The 17,469-nt window shown below is 36.3% G+C and carries 16 protein-coding genes and 1 other annotated feature; of the genes, 6 read left to right on the forward strand and 10 right to left on the reverse strand.

The genetic code is table 11. The features are described from left to right. Window positions 1-99: 99 nt before the first annotated feature. On the reverse strand, window positions 100-1,797 hold the full coding sequence (locus MKY02_RS18155; protein ID WP_340711594.1) for a peptide ABC transporter substrate-binding protein: 1,698 nt from the start codon (window positions 1,795-1,797) through the stop codon (window positions 100-102). 247 nt (window positions 1,798-2,044) lie between these two features. Here MKY02_RS18155 and MKY02_RS18160 point away from each other — a divergent pair, with 247 nt between their 5' ends. Both MKY02_RS18160 and trpS read left to right on the forward strand, forming a co-directional pair. Continuing rightward, on the forward strand, window positions 2,045-2,389 hold the full coding sequence (locus MKY02_RS18160; RefSeq protein ID WP_038179633.1) for a DUF3899 domain-containing protein: 345 nt from the start codon (window positions 2,045-2,047) through the stop codon (window positions 2,387-2,389). A 60-nt stretch (window positions 2,390-2,449) separates the two neighbouring features. Beyond that, window positions 2,450-2,667, forward strand: a binding site (T-box leader). A gap of 45 nt (window positions 2,668-2,712) precedes the next feature. Further along, window positions 2,713-3,702: a tryptophan--tRNA ligase gene (trpS, locus tag MKY02_RS18165; protein WP_038179635.1), complete on the forward strand. Its 990-nt coding sequence runs from the start codon at window positions 2,713-2,715 to the stop codon at window positions 3,700-3,702. Between the two features lie 391 nt (window positions 3,703-4,093). Here trpS and fabF read toward each other — a convergent pair whose 3' ends face one another. Beyond that, window positions 4,094-5,329: a beta-ketoacyl-ACP synthase II gene (gene fabF / locus MKY02_RS18170; RefSeq protein ID WP_038179637.1), complete on the reverse strand. Its 1,236-nt coding sequence runs from the start codon at window positions 5,327-5,329 to the stop codon at window positions 4,094-4,096. A gap of 31 nt (window positions 5,330-5,360) precedes the next feature. After that, window positions 5,361-6,299: a beta-ketoacyl-ACP synthase III gene (locus MKY02_RS18175; protein WP_038179639.1), complete on the reverse strand. Its 939-nt coding sequence runs from the start codon at window positions 6,297-6,299 to the stop codon at window positions 5,361-5,363. A gap of 193 nt (window positions 6,300-6,492) precedes the next feature. Here MKY02_RS18175 and MKY02_RS18180 point away from each other — a divergent pair, with 193 nt between their 5' ends. After that, the gene (locus MKY02_RS18180) at window positions 6,493-6,687 is read left to right on the forward strand and encodes a YjzD family protein (RefSeq protein ID WP_038179641.1); all 195 of its coding nucleotides are present in this window, start codon (window positions 6,493-6,495) and stop codon (window positions 6,685-6,687) included. An 89-nt stretch (window positions 6,688-6,776) separates the two neighbouring features. Here MKY02_RS18180 and MKY02_RS18185 read toward each other — a convergent pair whose 3' ends face one another. Continuing rightward, complete coding sequence (locus MKY02_RS18185) at window positions 6,777-8,918, reverse strand: ATP-dependent Clp protease ATP-binding subunit (RefSeq protein WP_340711701.1); 2,142 nt, start codon at window positions 8,916-8,918, stop codon at window positions 6,777-6,779. Between the two features lie 240 nt (window positions 8,919-9,158). On the opposite strand from MKY02_RS18185, the gene MKY02_RS18190 reads away from it, so the two are divergent. Further along, window positions 9,159-9,863 (forward strand): Crp/Fnr family transcriptional regulator, encoded by a 705-nt coding sequence (locus MKY02_RS18190; protein WP_235175672.1) that lies wholly within the window; start codon window positions 9,159-9,161, stop codon window positions 9,861-9,863. A 77-nt stretch (window positions 9,864-9,940) separates the two neighbouring features. Here MKY02_RS18190 and MKY02_RS18195 read toward each other — a convergent pair whose 3' ends face one another. Together MKY02_RS18195 and MKY02_RS18200 are read right to left on the reverse strand one after the other, a co-directional pair. Beyond that, entirely contained in the window at window positions 9,941-10,249 is a 309-nt protein-coding gene (locus tag MKY02_RS18195) for a metal-sulfur cluster assembly factor (RefSeq protein WP_038179643.1), read from the reverse strand. 52 nt (window positions 10,250-10,301) lie between these two features. Beyond that, on the reverse strand, window positions 10,302-11,069 hold the full coding sequence (locus MKY02_RS18200; RefSeq protein ID WP_340711595.1) for an alpha/beta fold hydrolase: 768 nt from the start codon (window positions 11,067-11,069) through the stop codon (window positions 10,302-10,304). 122 nt (window positions 11,070-11,191) lie between these two features. On the opposite strand from MKY02_RS18200, the gene MKY02_RS18205 reads away from it, so the two are divergent. Together MKY02_RS18205 and MKY02_RS18210 are read left to right on the forward strand one after the other, a co-directional pair. Then, window positions 11,192-12,004: a Cof-type HAD-IIB family hydrolase gene (locus tag MKY02_RS18205; protein ID WP_038179646.1), complete on the forward strand. Its 813-nt coding sequence runs from the start codon at window positions 11,192-11,194 to the stop codon at window positions 12,002-12,004. A 21-nt stretch (window positions 12,005-12,025) separates the two neighbouring features. Then, window positions 12,026-12,883 carry a DegV family protein gene (locus MKY02_RS18210; RefSeq protein WP_340709286.1) on the forward strand — a complete coding sequence of 286 codons (858 nt, stop codon included), beginning with the start codon at window positions 12,026-12,028 and terminating at the stop codon, window positions 12,881-12,883. A gap of 48 nt (window positions 12,884-12,931) precedes the next feature. Here the strand turns inward: MKY02_RS18210 and MKY02_RS18215 are convergent, their stop codons facing one another. From MKY02_RS18215 to MKY02_RS18230, 4 genes are all read right to left on the reverse strand, one after another. Further along, a complete protein-coding gene (locus MKY02_RS18215; protein WP_038179650.1) occupies window positions 12,932-14,410 on the reverse strand; it encodes an alpha-amylase family glycosyl hydrolase in 1,479 nt (492 codons plus the stop codon). 412 nt (window positions 14,411-14,822) lie between these two features. Then, window positions 14,823-15,197, reverse strand: a complete 375-nt coding sequence (locus MKY02_RS18220) for a YisL family protein (RefSeq protein WP_038179651.1) — start codon at window positions 15,195-15,197, stop codon at window positions 14,823-14,825. Window positions 15,198-15,328: 131 nt separating this feature from the next. Next, window positions 15,329-16,231: a fumarylacetoacetate hydrolase family protein gene (locus tag MKY02_RS18225; protein WP_038179653.1), complete on the reverse strand. Its 903-nt coding sequence runs from the start codon at window positions 16,229-16,231 to the stop codon at window positions 15,329-15,331. Window positions 16,232-16,271: 40 nt separating this feature from the next. After that, window positions 16,272-17,462 carry a DUF418 domain-containing protein gene (locus MKY02_RS18230; RefSeq protein WP_235175673.1) on the reverse strand — a complete coding sequence of 397 codons (1,191 nt, stop codon included), beginning with the start codon at window positions 17,460-17,462 and terminating at the stop codon, window positions 16,272-16,274. Window positions 17,463-17,469 lie beyond the last annotated feature (7 nt).

Raw genomic sequence — 17,469 nt, forward strand, 5'->3', positions numbered from 1 at the left:
TTAGTTAATATCTGATTAAAAAGAGAGTATATGGCTTAAAATCAACCACATACTCTCCCTATTCAGGGTTTTAGCATAATCTCATAAAATTGAATACTATTATTTACCTGAGATATATGTCCATTTATAACTATATTGAGCACCAAAGTTATGTTTCACTAAACCTTTAACATAAGGTTTTTGAAGTGCCATAGTACCACGTTGATAAATAGGTGCAAGCGCTGCATCTTCTTCAATCAATGTTTTTTCTGCATCTGCCATTGCTTTCCAACGTTTTGCTGGCTCAGTTGCATAAATTGTTTGAGCATCTGTTACTAATTTATCGTACTTTTCAGATGCATAGCTCATATTGTTTTGTTGACTATCTGATAACCATAAATTTAAGAATGTGTATGGATCTTGGAAGTCTGGAGCCCAACCTGCAACTTGGATATCGTAATCTTGTTTAGAATTCAAATCAACACGTACTAAGAAAGGAACTTCTTTTAGTTTAATACTTAAACCAGGTAGATTTTTTTCTAATTGGTTTTTCAAGTACTCGTCCATTTTTTTAGCTAAGTCACTATCATCGCCTAAGAAGTCTAATTCAAGTTTGTCGGTTCCAAGTTCTTTAAGACCTTTTTCCCAATATGATTTAGCTTCTTCAAGGTTGTATTTGTTCATATCTCCGTTTACTTCACGGAAGTCTTTACCCTCTTCATCAAATGTGAATTCAGCTGGAATTAGGTAGTTAGCTTCGAATGAACCATTAGCTAATACTGCTTTAGTTAAATCTTCTTTGTTGAAAGCCATAGAAATTGCTTTACGAATGTTTACATTTGCAAGAGCTGTATCTGTTTTACCATCACGTTTTTGGTTTAATTTCAAGTAGAAAGGTGAAGATTCAACGTCTTTCACTACATCTGGATTGTCAGCATATTGCATTGCAAATTCACCTGATAGTCCTGCACGGTCTTTTTTACCAGAAGTGTAAAGATTTAATTGAGTCTGAACTTCCTTCACTACGTCAACATTGATTGTGTCTAGTTTTACATTATCTTTGTCCCAGTAGTTATCATTTTTAGTATATTTCCAAGTTAATCCTGTTCCATCCCAGCCTTCAAGAACGAATGGACCATTGTATAAAGTTGTATCTGAGTTTGAAGCGTATTTTTTACCTTGCGCTACTACGAATTCTTCTTTTTGTGGTAAGAATGTACTTAGTGAAATTAAAGACAAGAAATAAGGAACTGGTTTTTCAAGTGTAACTTCTAGTGTTTTTTCATCTAGAGCTTTTACACCAAGTTCAGCAGCTTTTGCTTTACCTTTACCAATTGCATTTGCGTTTTTAACTACTCCATCCATCATATATGGACCATACTCAGATCCAGTTTTAGGATCAATTGCACGTTTCCATGCATATTCGAAGTCATTAGCAGTTACTGCAGAGCCATCTGACCATTTAGCATCACGAATCTTAAATGTGTAAACTGTACCTTCTTTGTTTACTTTTGGTTCTTCAGCAGCCATCGCTGGAATTGGTAAGTTTTCTTGATTTAAACGATATAATCCTTCATTAACGTTGTTTAAAACGTTAGATCCTACTACATCTGTTACTAATACTGAGTCCATTGTTGGAATTTCAGCAGTTTCCATAACATTTAGTTCTTGAGTTGCATCAACACTACCTGAATTTTCTTTGCTACCACTACCAGATTCTTTGCTTGTATCTTTGTCATTTCCTGTGCCACAAGCAGCTAAGAAAACACTAAGAACAAGGATAAGACTTGATAGCCATACTAGTTTACTTTTCTTCATGTATAACTAATCCCCCTTGAATTTTCTGAAAAATCATTACATTGCTAATTATACATATTCAAAAAAAGTTGTACAGTAACCTTTTGATAAAAATGTCTTTTTTTGACGTATACTTGATATTCAAATGTGATAACATCAGTATTTATCAGCACAAAGTTCTAATATTCTGAATATATAATGATGTGAAATTTCTTTGATTTTTCAACTTATTTCAACTAAAATGAATACAGAATTGGAGGTTATTAGCTTGAAAAAGAAAGGTATTCTCTTCTTAGCACTGCAATTTTTAATCGTGATCATCATGTTCTTCCAATATAAAATGCTAAGATTAATCGATTACATTAATATTTCATTTATCATAGGAGCTATTGTACTTTTTGTAGGACTCACCTCATATATTCTATCATCTGGATTTTTTGACATTTTCACGGTTAGTATGCGTAAGGTTTTTGTGAAGTCATCTAGATTAGAGGATGTTAAAAGTATGAGAGCCCCATCTGAAATTGTTTCAATGCCCTATTTGGGTATTTTACAAATCGGTGGAGCTACCATTATGATGATGTTCATTGCCCTTATTTTTTATTATTTGTAATCTGTAAACGATTGCTTGATTTTTGGCTTGGTACTATATTATAATCACACAAAGTAATATAGAAAAACGAAGACGAAGAGTAGTACATTTATGTCGTATGTAAAGAGAGTCTGTGGTTGGTGCAAACAGATGATACGCTAAGTGGAATGGACTTCCGAGTTAACTTTGCGAACCTTTATGTAGTAGCTCTGTTCGTTTACCTCACGTTACGAGGATGAGTGGTCGATTTATCGACAAGCTTGGGTGGTACCGCGGATTCAACATCATTCGTCCCTATTTAGGAGACGCATGATGTTTTTTTATATCCAAGGAGGAATTTAATTATGAAACGTATTTTTTCAGGTGTACAACCAACAGGTGTCATTACATTAGGTAACTACATTGGTGCATTCAGACAGTTTACAACTATGCAAGACGAGTACGATTGTATTTTTTGTATTGTTGATCAACACGCAATTACAATGCCACAAGACAGTAAAGAACTTCGTAACAGCATCCGCACGCTTGCTGCAACATATCTAGCAACAGGTATTGATCCAGAAAAATCAACACTATTTATTCAATCAGAAGTACCTGCACATGCACAAGCTGGATGGATGTTACAATGTATTTCTTACATCGGTGAACTTGAGCGTATGACACAATTCAAAGATAAATCTACTGGTAAAGAGGCGGTTTCTGCAGGCTTACTTACTTACCCACCACTTATGGCTGGAGATATTCTTCTATATAACACAGATATCGTGCCAGTTGGTGACGACCAAAAACAACATTTAGAACTTACACGTGACTTAGCTGAACGTTTCAATAAACGGTACGGTAAAGTATTCACGATTCCTACTATTCAATTACCAAAAAGCGGAGCTCGCATTAAATCACTTCAAGAACCAACGAAGAAAATGAGTAAGTCCGATGAAAACAAAAAAGCAACAATCCGCCTTCTAGATACTCCAAAAGAGATCGAGAAGAAAATCAAATCTGCCGTGACAGATTCTGAAGGCGTTGTTACTTTCAATACTGAATCTAAACCTGGTGTCTCTAATTTACTAACAATTGAAGCATCTTTAACAAATGAATCAATTGATAATCTTGTAGCAAAATACGCTGGGCTGGGTTATGGTGCTTTCAAAGCAGGAGTTGCTGAAAGTGTTATTAATCATCTAGCACCTATCCAAGAACGTTTTAACGAGTTAATCGATTCACCAAAATTAGATGATATTTTAGATACCGGTGCTGAAAAAGCGAACGCTATTGCAAGCGCAACAATCAAGAAAATGGAAGACGCGATGGGCCTTGGGAGAAATAGACGATAACTAGTCCAATACTTGAGCCGATGAAAATTTTGAAATCGACTGTATGCAAAATGAACATAAAAACGGCTGTCCAAGTATATCCTAGTGCTCGGTAGTTCAAATACAGAATCATGTGTGTTGAACTTATTACAATCAGACCGTAAAAAGTTAAGAAAAATAGTAAGCGCATTTGCATATTTCCTTTTCTAGTTTTTATTACTATATGAAAAAATGACTTCGTTATAACTAACGAGGTCATTTTTTATATAAAAATATGATGTTCTTACTAATTAATAATCTTTCACTTACTATAATGAAATACATCACTATTCCAGTAATCATTTAATTTAAACAACAAAATTGTATAGATAAAAAACCACAGGGTATTCACCCTGTGGTCATTTATAACTTATTAAAACTTTTTAAATAGTAGTGAGGCATTATGACCACCAAAACCTAGTGAATTACTTAAAGCATAAGTAATTTCTTTTTCTCTAGCACCGTTAGCAACATAGTCTAAGTCACATTCAGGATCTGCTGTTTCCAGATTCATCGTTGGAGGGAGAATACCTTCTTTTAATGCAAGTACTGAAAAAATTGCTTCAATCCCACCTGCTGCTCCAAGTAGATGACCTGTCATCGATTTCGTTGAACTCATCGCTAATTTATACGCATGCTCACCGAATACAGTTTTCACAGCTTTTGTTTCAAATAAATCATTATACGGTGTACTTGTACCATGAGCATTAATATAACCAATTTCTGTTGCATCAATTCCAGCATCATCAATCGCTTGCTTCATTGCACGTGCTGCACCTTCACCCTCTGGAGCAGGAGCTGTAATATGGTGCGCATCTCCAGTTGAACCGTACCCTACAACTTCACCATAGATTTTTGCGCCACGTTTTACTGCATGTTCGTATTCTTCTAAAATAACAATACCCGATCCTTCGCCGATAACAAAACCATCGCGATTAGCATCGAATGGACGAGATGCAGTTTGCGGATCTTGGTTTAATGTAAGTGCTGTATTTGAGCAAAATCCTGCAACCGCCATATTCGTAATTGGTGCTTCTGCTCCTCCAGTAATCATAACATCAGCATCGCCACGTTCAATAACTTTGAACGCATCACCAATTGAGTTTGTACCAGATGCACAAGCTGTTACTGAACATGAGTTAATAGCTTTTGCACCAAAGTGGATAGATACTTGCCCTGCAGCCATATCTGGAATCATCATTGGTACGAAAAATGGACTAACACGTCGTTGTCCCTTTTCAAGGAAATTGCGGAATTGTTGCTCATACGTCTCCATTCCACCAATACCAGAACCGATCCAAACACCTGTACGAAGACCAACTTCAGGAGTTATTTCTAACCCTGCATCTTTTACAGCCATAATAGACGCCGCTAATGCGTAATGTGTAAAACGATCCATCTTACGTGCTTCTTTACGAGGAATGTATGCTTCAATATCAAAATCCTTTACTTCTGCAGCAACTTTTGCAGGAAATTGCTCAGCATCTATACGTGTTAATGGACCGACACCACTTTTTCCTTCTTTAACCGCTTTCCATGTTGTTTCTACATCATTTCCTAAAGGTGTTACAGCACCCATTCCTGTAACAACTACTCGACGTTTTGTCATGTTATTTTAACTCCCTCTTTTCTTTGTATTGTTATTTTCCCCAGCGCATTGCAACGGCGCCCCATGTAAGGCCGCCACCAAATCCAACGAGTACGAGTAAATCGCCATCATGAATTTTGCCGGCTTCTAGTTCTTCTATTAATGCATTGCCAATTGAAGCAGACGATGTATTGCCATATTTTTTAATAGCAGTAGACATCTTCTCCTCTGGCAAATCTAGTCTTTGTCTTGCAGATTCCATAATTCGAATATTCGCTTGATGCGGAATAAGGAAATCAACGTCTTCCTTAGTGTATCCAGCTTTCTCTATGACATTTAATGCTGATTCACCCATTTGACGTACTGCAAATTTGAAAACTTCACGGCCATTCATCTCAATATGGCCTGCGTCATTTTGGAACAAATGCTTTCCGCCTGAGCCGTCTGAACCTAGCTCAAATGATAAAATTCCTCGATTTTCAGATACTTTACCCATCACAGCTGCACATGCACCATCGCCGAATAGGACAGCAGTATTTCGATCTTCCCAGTTTGTAATTTTCGAGAGTTTTTCAACACCAACTATTAATACATAATCATACGTATTAGATTCAATGAATTGCTTAGCCGTTACCAATCCATACATAAATCCTGCACATGCAGCGGACAAGTCCATTGCAGCTGCTTTGTGTGCACCGAGTTGGTCTTGTATCATACACGCTACACTCGGAAATGGTCGGTCAGGTGTTACGGTTGCAACTAAAATAAGTCCGATTTGATCAGCCGAAATTCCAGCATTAGCTATTGCATTTTTTGCAGCTTCAAAAGCTAAATGAGAAGAGTTATGTTCATCTGATGCGATTCTTCGTTCTTCAATTCCTGTTCTAGTGCGAATCCATTCATCTGATGTATCCATTATTTTTTCTAAGTCAGCATTTGTGACTACGCGATTAGGGATACATCTTCCTAAGCCTATTATTCCAGCGTTCATGAAGTAGCGCCTCTTTTCTTTTGTTATCAATTATTAGTACCTGGTAATAATTATAACGAAAGATTTATATTTTTTCAACACTTCGTCAATTTTTGTCCAAATAACGGGGCATAATAATGAAAAGATTCTTTTATTTAAATGTGGCTATATGATATGATAGAACAGGTAAAAAAGTTAGTTAGAGGTGAAATTAATGAGATATATTATGCTATTTTTCTGGTCAGCATTATTAGTTTCTGTACTGAACTACGTAGTAAGTTCAATTCAGAATGTTGGATTTAACTTAAATCTTGGATTAGGGCTTTCAGTAGTTTTCTCTGTATTCTTAATTATTATTAGCAATGTTATTCCAAACGAATCACCTAAACAAGTAGGTCACCAACAATAATGAAAATCCTGTCCAAAGATTGGACGGGGTTTTTTTCTTTTAAAAAAGTCTGAGCAACCTTTTTTCATGGTTGCTCAGACTTTTTATCTTTACGCTGGTTCTTTTTGAATTGTTACTTTACCATCTTCCATTGAAATATCTAGTCTATCCCCTGGTACTGTCTCCCCTTTTAATAATTCTTTTGCAACGAGCGTTTCAATGTGTCGCTGTACAAATCTTCTTAAAGGTCTTGCACCAAAAGTCGGATCTATTCCTTCTGCTACTACCCACTGGATGACATCTTCATTTACTTCTAGTTCAATTTCTTGTTCAGCCACTCGTTTTTGTAATAACTGAATATACTTCCAAGTAATTTGATAAAAATGTTCGTTTGTTAATGAATGGAACATTATGATATCATCGAGTCTATTTAATAACTCTGGTTTGAAATGCTCTCTTAAAGACGCCATTACTAAGTCCTCAACAGCATGTTCACTATTTTCAGGCATATCGAGTAAATAACTTGAACCAATATTAGATGTCAATATGATCACTGTGTTTGTGAAATTAACCATACGCCCTTGGCTATCGGTAATACGACCATCATCTAGAATTTGTAGCAAAATATTCGCCACATCGGGATGTGCCTTTTCAATTTCATCTAATAATACTACTGCATATGGGTTTCTTCGGACAGCTTCTGTTAATTGACCGCCTTCTTCATAACCTACATAGCCTGGAGGTGCCCCTACTAAGCGAGATACACTATGTTTTTCCATATATTCAGACATATCAATTCTAATGAAATGATCCTCAGAGTCGAATAATTGAGCAGCTAATGCTTTTGCTAATTCTGTTTTCCCGACACCAGTTGGACCTAAGAATAAGAAAGACCCAATTGGTTTTTGTGGATCTTGAATTCCTGCACGCGCTCTCCAAACCGCTTCTGTCACTAACTGAACAGCTTCGTCTTGACCGACAACTCGCTCTTGTAATGTAGCTTTTAAGTTGAGTAATTTCTCTCGTTCGCCTTCAACTAATTTTGTTACAGGAATACCTGTCCATCTTGAAACGATTGAAGCTATTTCTTCAGCTGTCACATCTTCTCGTAGCAGACGATCATTGCCTTGTTGCAAAGTCTGCTCTAGTTCTACTAATTCTTTTTCTAATTCAGGAATTTTACCGTGACGTAGCACCGCTGCTTTATTTAGATCATAATTATTTTCAGCTTCTTCTAAATCCCTACGATAACGATCAAGTGTTTCACGTTTTTCTTGGATAACATGAAGAGAAGATTTTTCTGCTTCCCATTGCTCACGCATATTAGAAGTAGAATCTTTTAGCTCCGATAATTCCTCACGAAGTGCTACAAGTCGTTTCTTACTTGCGTCATCTTTTTCTTTCATCAAAGCTTGCTCTTCGATTTCAAGTTGCATTGTACGACGTGTTACTTCATCTAATTCTTGTGGCATCGAATCTATTTCTGTACGAATCATCGCGCAAGCTTCATCGATTAAATCAATCGCTTTATCTGGCATAAAACGCTCAGTTAAATAACGGTTTGATAATTCTGCAGCAGCGACAATTGCTCGGTCATGAATTTTGACGGCATGATGTAGTTCGAAACGTTCTTTTAAACCGCGTAAAATAGAAATCGTATCCTCTACAGATGGTTCACGAACTAAAACTTGTTGGAAACGACGTTCAAGTGCTGGGTCCTTTTCGATATACATACGGTACTCATCTAATGTAGTTGCACCGATACAATGTAGCTCACCTCTAGCTAACATTGGTTTGAGCATATTCCCTGCATCCATCGCACCATCCGTTTTACCTGCACCAACAATTGTATGAATCTCATCAATAAATAGGATGATTTGCCCTTCACTTTCTTTGACTTCTTTCAAGACACCTTTTAAACGCTCTTCAAATTCCCCACGATATTTGGCACCAGCGATTAATGCACTCATATCCAACTCATAAATTTTACGGTCTTTTAATCCTTCTGGTACATCTTTTTTGACGATACGTTGCGCTAATCCTTCAACAATCGCAGTTTTACCAACACCGGGTTCACCGATTAATACAGGATTGTTTTTTGTTTTACGTGATAATATTCGAATGACATTACGGATTTCTTGGTCTCGACCAATAACAGGGTCCATTTTGCCATTTTTCACTTCTTCTACTAAATTACGTCCAAATTGTTCAAGTGGACTTTTTTGCTCTTCATTATTCATATTCATATTCATTTGCATTATAGTTCACTCCTTATTTGACCTTTTTTGACCTTTTGATTAACTACATTATATTATCGTCTTCCCATGAAAGTAAAGTGATTTGTTTGACCTTTTTTGACTAAAATAATTTCCCATTTCTAATATGTTTTTAATCAAACATCCATGTCATCAAATAGGTGAAAAAAGAGAATTTCAAATATTGCCCAATTGCAAGAAAACAGTATGTTATAATTGTGAAAAACAGCAGAGGTTGTGAAAATTTTGGAGGAAATTGAAACTATCCCACCTAAGATCCATTCACTTTTCAAAGAGCATGGTACAGTTGTCAAATTCGCCAAAGACACCCCTATATTCTTAGAAGGTGACCGTACCCAAGATGTTTTTTTTGTTGTATCTGGACAAGTGAGAATTTCAAAAGAAACTGCAAGTGGGAAGGAATTAACGATTCGTATCTGTGGTAGTAATAATTTAATTGGTGAAAGTACTATTTTTAGTTCTCTAGATTATAATTCAACAACAGCTACAGCTATGGAAACGACTACTATTTTAACTATCGATAACAACATGCTTGAACTCTATCTAAGTCAAGAACCGTCATTGATGATTGCATGTTTGCGTTGGATACAGTTGCAAAATATGAAAAGTCAATCTAGACTCCGTGATTTATTACTACATGGAAAAAAGGGTGCACTCTTTTCTACTCTAATACGATTAGCAAACACTTATGGTGAAAATTTAGATGATGGCTCAATCCATATTAACTATAAATTAACCAATAATGAGCTGGCTAATCTTTGTGCCACTAGCCGAGAAGTCATTAACCGTATGTTAAATGACCTGAAGAAGAATAATATTATTACATTTGACAAGAGTACAATCACAGTTCTTAATTTACAATTTCTAAAAGATGAATGTGAATGCGAAAACTGCCCTCTTACTATTTGTAGAATTGACTAACCTCAGATATTATACCCATTTACAAATTTAAAAAACCCGCTCGACTTTTCAAGTCAGAACGGGTTTTCTTTACAATATTAGCGAATACCTAAAGCTATTTTCGCATAACGTGACATATTGTCTTTATTCCATGGTGGATTCCATACAATATCAACAGTTACCTCGCTAATTTCTGGTAATTCAAATAGTGCTGTACGGATTTGGTCAACAATAACTGGACCAAGCGGGCAACCCATTGATGTTAATGTCATTGTTACTACACATAATCCTTCTTCAGATAAATCCACTTCATATACTAAACCTAAGTTGACAATATCAATACCTAACTCAGGATCAATTACGTTTTCTAAAGCGCCGTAAATACTTTCTTTCATATCTGCATCCATAGTGTTTCCCCTTTCTGCATAGTGTTTATCCCATCATAACAAATGAAATGACTTATGCCAAATGGTCTGCAAGCCATTTTGTTGCCGCAATCATTCCTGGACGAGATACTTTATGCCCTGCTTGTTTATCGACGAGAAAGACAAGATCTTCAGGATGTTCTGCATAATCTGCTTGTATACTCTCATAAAATTGATATGTAGGCGCAAATGGAACCATATGGTCTTTCTTACCGTGCCAGAATAACACTGGACGGTTAGCCATTGATTCAGGTTGTTTTGACATATCAAAGTAACTAAGTGTTTGTTCCATTTTCTGAAGCTCTTCATCAGATATTGGAATTTTAAAACCTCTTTCTTCAAACTGGGCCATCTGTGCTTTTGATAGCTCCACATAACAAGGTGAACCCATCATAACTGATGCCGTTTGAATCCAAGGGTATACACGTAAGCAACCTAATGTAACAATTCCACCCATAGAAGTTCCTGCCAAACCTATTTTACCTTCTGGCAGCAAACCTTTTTCTATTAACTGCTTATGTAAAAAGTCGACTTCTTCAATTGAAGTTAAGATTACTTCCCAAAAACGCAAACTAAGTTGCACTTCATCCAGCCCTTCATCACGTTCACCATGAAGGTAAGCATCTGGTAAAAGTACTCGAACGCCTCTTTCAACTAGTTTATATGCATAGTGCAAATTATGTTCACTCGCACTCATAAAGCCATGGAGAAAAATGACAACTGGTGATGCTGATGTTACTGTCTCTTCATCATATATGTGAAGTAACGGAATTTTACCCCACTGTTCTTGTTGAACCTTCACTGCATTCACTCCTTGATAGTTTATTCTAATATCGTAACAAAAATATTTGACGGTGACAAAGTTTTGACGAACAAGTAAGATTAACGATACACTCTATTATAGTAGGAAAGGAGTTTTTTCATATGGTACAACCACATTTGATTGTTTTAGATTTAGACGGTACACTTTTAACCGACGAGAAAGTTATTTCTGAAAAAACAAAACGCACTTTACTACAGGCGAAAGAAGCAGGTCATCAAGTTATGATTGCTACGGGTAGACCGTATCGTGCGAGCAAAATATACTATCAAGAACTAGGTTTACATACACCAATCGTCAACTTTAATGGAGCCTTCGTACATCATCCAACTAACACTTCATGGCAAACACTTCATAGCCCAATAGAGTTATCTGTAGTAAAAGATGTTGTCGAATCAATTCACCATTATGAAATTGAAAATTTAATAGCTGAGGTTATGGATGATGTGTACGTTCAATACCATGACCAAAAAATCTTAGATATTTTAACAATGGGCGAACCAAAAGTAACTACTGGTATATTACGTGATTATTTAAAAGATAATCCTACAAGCCTTTTAATTCAAGCTAGCTCTTCGAATGTACCCTTAATTCGTCAACATTTAGCAGACACAAAAGCAGAGCTTATCGATCATCGCCGATGGGGCGACCCTTGGGAAGTAATTGAAATCGTTCGTCGTGGCATGCATAAAGCAGTCGGGTTATCGCATGTTGCAAAGGATTTACAAATCCCTCGCGAACGTATTATTGCATTTGGCGATGAAGATAATGACTTAGAAATGATAGAATACGCAGGTCTTGGAGTTGCTATGGGTAACGGTATTGGACAGCTCAAAAACATTGCAGATGAAATAACACAAACTAACAATGAGGATGGTATAGCTAACCTCCTAATTGATCGACTAAACCTAAAATAAATTACACTAGGAGGTAAATAAATGAGAATCTATGCAGATAGCGCTTCTGATTTACCTAAATCTTTTTATGAAGAAAATAATGTAACACTAATCCCTTTACGAGTTCATATGAACAACGAAGAATATGCAGATGTCGTTGGTGTCGATGTCTTGAAAGTATACGAATTTATCCGTCAAGGCGGACAGCCAAAAACTTCTCAAGCATCGCCTGAATTGTTTTTAGAACTTTTCGAAGAGCTAGCAAAATCAGGTGAGGAGGGTCTTTATATAGCCTTTTCATCTGAATTATCTGGTACATACAGCACTGCTGTAATGATCTACAAACAAGTAAAAGAACAATACCCTGATTTAAAATTAACAATCGTAGATTCTAAATGTGCTTCACTTGGCTATGGTCTAGTTGTTAAGGAAGCTGTTCGCCTCCGTGAAGCAGGTTTAAGCCTAGACGAAATCTCAGAAAAAGTTCGTTTAAATGCGCAACATATGGAACATTTCTTTACAGTAGAAGATTTAGATTATTTAGCACGCGGTGGACGCGTTTCAAAAGCAAGCGCATTTATCGGTGGCTTACTTAGTATTAAACCGTTACTTCATGTGGAGGATGGTAAACTCATACCTATAGAAAAACATCGCGGACGTAAGAAAGTGATGAAACGTATCTTAGACAAGATGGAGGAAACAGGTGATGGTTTAAGTGATCAAGTTATTGCCATTAGTCACGGAGATGATTTAGCCGCTGCTGAAGAGATGAAAGCTATGATTATGGACAAATTCCAGCCTAAAGCTGTCGAAATCCATTTGATTGGTTCTGCAGTTGCATCACATGCGGGCCCTGGTACTTTAGCTATTTTCTTCTTAAATCAGTACCCTTCCGCTTAAAATACAAAATCCCTTAGAGATAACTTACATTCTCTAAGGGATTTTAATTTAGTTATTTTTTGCTTTTCGATTTTTTTTACTTCTACGTAACACTAATACGATAAATGTTATGAAAAGTACATAGACAAAACCTAATGAAATCATATATGAAATATTCAAGCCAGTATGTTCTTTTACTTGATATAGTTCGACGATTTCTCGATCAACCACTAGTCGGTATATGCCCTTATCTTTCGGACGCACGATATCACTTTCTAATAAGCCATGTAGCTCTTTGTTTTCTCCAATAATATCTTTACCTAAATCAATATGCTGTGTATTTTTTGTGTTGTTCACAACGACAATCCACTGTTCGTCATTAGAAGAGCGTTCAAATACAATGAAACCATCTTTATTCTTTAATAGTTTAAAGTCCCCAGTACGAAGCGTCTCTGATTTATTACGAACAGATTGCACGTCGCCTATGTATGAAACGATGTCATCCTTCGTTTTGAAATCAAATACTGCATGTGATTCAGGGGCTTGTTCACCATTTTGTGCAATTTCAGTACCATATGTCATTACCGGTACACCAGGTAACGTAAACATTGCAGCCATCGCAACTTTAATACGTGTCGGTGGATACATATTTTCATTTGCAGAAGCAAATGTAAAACGAGAGCTATTTAAACTATCTAACATATTAGCTGAAGGTTTTTCTGCATCGTCTTTTTTAATTGTGCCAAGTGGTTGTTCCACTTTTGACGAATCCATATCGACATTTTTGAAAATCGATTGATAAATATCGATTGTCTCTTTATTAACAGACATATCAAAATTTGCATCGCTGTCTTCGGAAGATATAACATAGATATTTTTATTTGTATTTTTTAATGACTCAATCATCTCATTTAAAAATGCTGTATCACTATTACCTAAATTAGTTAAGCGAATACCATCAATATCGTATTTCTGAGCAAAATCAGTTGCTGCATTAATTAATGCCTCTTGTACTTCAGGATTCTCTGTATTCCAATTAATACGACCGTTATCAGCGGTTTCGTACCATTCTGAATTAGCTTTATCTTTAGCCCAGACGTGATTTTTGCTAACATTATTTAGCGGAAAATCAATCATTAGCTTCATTTTGCCTTTATGAACATCAGCAAGCAAAGATTTAAATTCTTTTGCTGTACCAAAATGACGCTCAATATTTTCGTAATCCACTACCGCACTTCCATCATATGATTCAGTTGAAAAAATCGACCCAATCGATAGAACGGTGAAACCCATATCTTGAATATGTGTTAACTTAGTAGCAATCCCTGTAAGGTCACCACCAGCAAAAGCATTTTGATCTCGAGCATCTACATTATAGTCATTTTCGACCGATGAATTAAAATAACGATCCACTAAGAGATCATAGATACTTTCATCTTTAATATTATGCGTCACTTCAGTCTCGGCCTTCGCAATAGGTGCAAACCCCATTGTCGTAGCCAAAAGCGCTGACGCAACTACCGTACTAATCCACTTTGCAACGTTCACTTATAGTCCTCCTCTGCAGAACTGTCCAACGTAATTTTACCAAACCCCCACCATCCCCGCTACGCTTTAACACCAAAAACAACCGAAACAAAAACAAATTCGACAAAAATGTGAATTTACTTAAATGCTGAAAGCGCTCGTTTAGCTACTAAACCTATCAAATGGAAACTCCCTATAAACTTGTTTGTTGCGCTAACTGCATTGTTTGTTGCGCTAAGTGGCTCCTTTGTTGCACTAACTTCATCATTTGTTGCGCTAAAGCCAATGTTTGTTGCGCTAACTGCACCCTTTGTTATTTAGCAGAATATTCACGTCCTAAAAATGCGTATATTACTGTATAAAAATCATCTTTTCCAATAAAAAAACAACCACACAACGAGATTCGTCATGTGGCTGTTTATCATGCCAGTTATTAAGCTAAGAAGTGCTCACCCATTGGTAATTTAAATCCTAGGAACATAGTGATTAATAAGAATACTGCAAATAGGATCCAGAACATAGTTGTTGGTTTGCCTTTTGCTTTTCTTACTAATACCATTTCCATCATACCGATAACTAAAATACCACCAATGAATTTGAAACCATAAAGCATACCCATATTAAAATCCATACCTTTAGCAAATAATGCGCCACCAGTAATGATGATTAGAATATAGAATACACGTAAAATCATATGCGTTACTTTTTGTCCTTTTGTACCACTTTGCATAGCAGCAGAAACTAGGAACAAGATAATTGCGATTACCCAAGTTGTAATGTGTAAATGGGTGCTAGCTAAAAAATCCATTAATTACCCCACCTTAAATAGTTTTAATAATCATTAATATCCTATCACGAGGTGAAAAACTATACAAATATAACAGACCGATGGAAATTCATCCACCGGTCTATAGTAATATCTATAATATGCTAAAAAGCTTATTTAAAACGGTTTACTAGAGTTCCAATACCCTCGATTGATACTTTTACTACATCACCAGATGATAAGTATGTTGGTGGGTTCATACCTTTACCAACGCCAGCTGGAGTACCTGTTAAAATTACGTCACCCGGCTCTAAAGTTACTAATCTAGAAATCTCAGAAATGATTTCTTCGATTGTGAAGATCATGTCTTTTGTTGAACCATTTTGGCGAATTTCATCATTCACCTTTGTAACGATTGATAAAGAATGCGGATTAGGAATTTCATCTTTTGTTACTAAATAAGGACCCATTGGACAAGCGCCATCTAGGCTTTTCCCTAAGAAGAATTGCTTGTGCTTTGCTTGTAAATCACGTGCAGTGATGTCATTTGCAATTGTATAACCAAATATATAATCATATGCTAGTTTAGTAGGGATGTTTTTACCCTTTTTACCAATAACAACTGCTAATTCACCTTCATAGTCAAGTGCTGAAGTGACGTCTGCATGTGCAGAGATTGTTTGCTCATCTGCAGCAATTGAAGTTGGTGCTTTTGTGAAGATCATTAAATTTTCTGGAGCAGATTCAGCGCCCATTTCTTTGGCGTGATCTTGATAGTTTTTACCAACACAAATAATATTTTTCGTTGTACGTGGAATTGGTGCTAACCACTCAATTTCCGTAAATGCATATTTAAATTGCTCTGGGTTCTCTGAATTCTGTGCAGCTTCTACAAGTTTACGAGATTGTTCTACAAACTCGAAACCAGCTGTCATCCCCTCTACAATTGTTGTAGCGAAAGAAGGTAGTACTTGAAGAGCTTCTTGGATTGCTAAAACGTCCCATACAGCTTCTTCTTTTTTTACTTTCGGACCAAAACTTACTACATCGTTATAACGAAATGATAAAATTTTCATGAATATTGGCACTCCTTCTTTTTTTTCAATGATACATTAATTATCGACTAATTTCCTCTTTTTTCTGTAACATTTTTCCGTAAGTTAATCTTTTCCACACTGCTTCAACCGGTCCTTGTTTAAATTTCAGGAACCAAAGCTCCGCAAATACTATCTGCAGAACAAAAATCCCAACAGCTAACCACGTAACGGTATCGACACCGATTTTACCATATAATCCTAATCCATAGTGATAGAAAATGAATGTTCCAATAATAGACTGCATTAAATATATTGTCATTGACATGCGTCCTGCCTTTGCAACAGGCGACAATATTTTTGTGAATTTAGGAATTTGGCATAATAGGACGATTAGCCCCGCATACCCTATCGCAAGAATTGGACCACCGAAAGAAACTTGCACATAATCAAGGAAAAGATTGCGCTCTAAATTATATGGCAACATTTTAAGTGCCACTCCAACCGGTAGAGTAATAACAGTTAAAGCAATCCAAAACACTCGTTTTTCCTTTGCACGTTCAACTAGTTTCCATTTGGATGCAGCAGCCCCTAATAACATATAAGGTAAAATTGTAAACAACGCCACAATCCACATACTTGGGGATGCCTGTACTTGTAAATCTGCTAGGCGTTGCATGAAAGCCTCTGTCCAAGAACCGGAGCCGTAAGCCGCTATTGCACTTTCGATAGCTGTTATGTCAACAAAATCTGAAAAATCAGTAGACTCTTCCACCAATGATGCTAATCCCATTAATACCACTAAAAAGCCATGTACAATTCCATATAATACGCCACCAATTGTTAATAACCAAACTGGTTTCAGACGTAACAGGATTAATAAAAAGAAACCACAAAATGCATACGTCATTAGAATGTCTCCCCACCAAATAAGGAAGGCATGTAACACACCAATGCCAAATAACACACCTAAACGTTTCGATCCAATCTTATAGAAGTTGTCACCTAACTGTGTTGCTTTCGTAAATTGCATTGCTAAACCATATCCAAATAACATTGAAAATAGTGGATAAAAGCTTCCTTGCACAAAAATATCTAGCCACTGATGATATTGTTTATCTATTGGCGATTCGAACCAAGTTTTTAAATCAATATGTGGCGAAGGTGTACTAAACGCAAACATATTTACTAAAAAAATACCTAGCAAACTAAAACCTCGTATTATATCGAGCGTATCAATCCTTTTTTGCATAGGTGTTGGTGTTAAATTCAAATGCTTT

Source organism: Viridibacillus sp. FSL R5-0888 (genome assembly GCF_038009105.1).
In the GTDB taxonomy this organism is placed as follows: domain Bacteria; phylum Bacillota; class Bacilli; order Bacillales_A; family Planococcaceae; genus Viridibacillus; species Viridibacillus arenosi.

Bases quoted from the DNA above. Each gene is read 5' to 3' on its own strand.
- MKY02_RS18155 (WP_340711594.1), bottom strand. From the start codon at position 1,797: ATGAAGAAAAGTAAACTAGTATGGCTATCAAGTCTTATCCTTGTTCTT.
- trpS (WP_038179635.1), top strand. From the start codon at position 2,713: ATGAAACGTATTTTTTCAGGTGTACAACCAACAGGTGTCATTACATTA.
- fabF (WP_038179637.1), bottom strand. From the start codon at position 5,329: ATGACAAAACGTCGAGTAGTTGTTACAGGAATGGGTGCTGTAACACCT.
- MKY02_RS18175 (WP_038179639.1), bottom strand. From the start codon at position 6,299: ATGAACGCTGGAATAATAGGCTTAGGAAGATGTATCCCTAATCGCGTA.
- MKY02_RS18180 (WP_038179641.1), top strand. From the start codon at position 6,493: ATGAGATATATTATGCTATTTTTCTGGTCAGCATTATTAGTTTCTGTA.
- MKY02_RS18185 (WP_340711701.1), bottom strand. From the start codon at position 8,918: ATGAATATGAATATGAATAATGAAGAGCAAAAAAGTCCACTTGAACAA.
- MKY02_RS18195 (WP_038179643.1), bottom strand. From the start codon at position 10,249: ATGGATGCAGATATGAAAGAAAGTATTTACGGCGCTTTAGAAAACGTA.
- MKY02_RS18205 (WP_038179646.1), top strand. From the start codon at position 11,192: ATGGTACAACCACATTTGATTGTTTTAGATTTAGACGGTACACTTTTA.
- MKY02_RS18210 (WP_340709286.1), top strand. From the start codon at position 12,026: ATGAGAATCTATGCAGATAGCGCTTCTGATTTACCTAAATCTTTTTAT.
- MKY02_RS18220 (WP_038179651.1), bottom strand. From the start codon at position 15,197: ATGGATTTTTTAGCTAGCACCCATTTACACATTACAACTTGGGTAATC.
- MKY02_RS18225 (WP_038179653.1), bottom strand. From the start codon at position 16,231: ATGAAAATTTTATCATTTCGTTATAACGATGTAGTAAGTTTTGGTCCG.